This is a genomic window from Streptomyces calidiresistens, assembly GCF_014141525.1.
GTDB lineage: Bacteria > Actinomycetota > Actinomycetes > Streptomycetales > Streptomycetaceae > Streptomyces > Streptomyces calidiresistens.
Genome location: NZ_VKHS01000938.1, coordinates 1 through 1,898, shown reverse-complemented (window position 1 = coordinate 1,898; position 1,898 = coordinate 1). Strand labels below are relative to the sequence as shown.

1 protein-coding gene is annotated in these 1,898 nt (G+C 70.4%); it reads left to right on the top strand.

The genetic code is table 11. From position 1 onward, the window contains the following. A partial coding sequence (locus FOE67_RS24325; RefSeq protein WP_182666978.1) for an ABC transporter substrate-binding protein occupies positions 1-1,787 on the top strand: 1,787 nt, incomplete at its 5' end. Between the last annotated feature and the right edge of the window lie 111 nt (positions 1,788-1,898).

Sequence of the window (1,898 nt, the reverse complement as noted above, 5' to 3'; positions counted from 1 at the left end):
CCAACCCCCTGGTCGTCACCCCCACCGACCGGATCGGCGCCTACGGCGGCACCTGGCGCTCGGCCGTCACCGGCGGCGCCGACGGTCCCTGGCTGCACCGCACCATCGGCTACGAACCGCTGATGCGCTTCACCCGCGACTGGACCGGCCAGGTCCCCAACGTCGCCGAGTCCATCACCCCCAACGACGACGCCTCCGAGTACGTCATCACGCTGCGCGCCGGCCACCGCTGGTCCGACGGCGAACCGCTGACCACCGCCGACGTGCTCTTCGGTTACGAACACGTCGTCCTCAACCGCGATCTCGTCCAGGGGCACCCGCCCACCCTCGCCCGCGGCGAGGACCCGATGGAACTGGAGATCGTCGACGATCACACCTTCATCGTCCGCTTCACCGGCTCCAACGCCCTCTTCCTCTCCGACATGGCCCGCCAGGTGGACGGCGACCGCCTGGTCGCCTACCCCCGGCACTACCTGGAGCAGTTCCACGGGGACTTCGCCGAGGACGCCGAACGCCGCGCCCGCGAGGCCGGGTTCAACACTTGGCAGGAGCACTTCAACCACCTGGGCAACGACTGGGGCGTCCTGTGGACCAACCCCGACCTGCCCAGCCTCAAGGCCTGGATCTGCGTCGACCCCCTGGACACCGGCACCGTCGCCCGTTTCGAGCGCAACCCCTACTACTTCAAGACCGACCCCGACGGCTCCCAGCTGCCGTACATCGACGAGGTCCGCTACGACGTGGTCCCCGAGGCCGAGACCATGCTGCTGCGGGCCCAGAACGGCGACTTCGACTTCCACAGCCGCCACTTCAATTCCATGGAGAACCGCCCGGTCCTCGCCGAGACGCAGGACCGCGGCGGCTACCGCTTCATCGAGTACGAGTCGACCTACAGCACCGAGATGGTCATCTCGCTCAACCTCAACCACGCCGACGACGCGGTGCGCGAGGTCTATCAGCAGAAGGACTTCCGGGTCGCCCTCTCGCACGCCATCGACCGGCAGGAACTCATCAACGCCGTCTGGCAGCGCCAGGGCGAACCCCACCAGGTCGCCCCCACCCCCGAATCCCGCTTCCGGGACGAGGAGTTCGCCACCCAGTACCTGGAGTACGACCCCGACCTGGCCAACGAGATCCTCGACTCCCTCGGCTACGACGCCCGCGACTCCGACGGATGGCGACTGCGCCCGGACGGGCAGCCCATCTCCATCACCGTGGACGTCGCCGAGGACGCGGTGGTCACCATCTGGGTCCAGGCCATGGAGCAGGTCGCCCGGCACTGGGAGGCCGTCGGCATCCGCACCCTGATCAACCCCATGCCCCGGGAGAACTTCGAGGTCCGCCTCGGCGACAACCGGCACGACGCGAGCGTGTGGACCGGCGACGGCGGGCGCGGCGACGAGGTCACCTACCCCCTGTGGTACCTCCCCCACCCCGTCAACGCCGGCTCCGACTGGGCACGCCACTGGGCCAACTGGTACCGCACCCGCGGCCAGGGAGCCGACGCCGACACCGAGGAGCCGCCGGAGATCCCCCGCCGCCAGATCGAGCTGTACGACGAGATGCTCGCCGAACCGGACGAGCAGCGCCGGGACGACCTCTTCCGGGAGATCCTCGACATCGCCCGGGAGCAGTTCTGGGTGATCGGCACCGTCCGCGTCTCCAGCGGATACGGCATCGTCAGCAACCGCCTGCACAACGTCGGCGGCCCCCTGCCGGACGCCTCCACCTTCAACACCCCCGCGCCGGCCGCCCCCGAGCAGTGGTTCTTCGGCGACCCCGAGTGAGCCGGACCGAACGTGCCGCGGTCCCCCGGACCCACCGGGGCAGGGGGGCCGCGGCACGGCCCCGCACCCGTCCGTCCGCGCCGGCCGCCCCCACCGTGCCGACCCCCACCG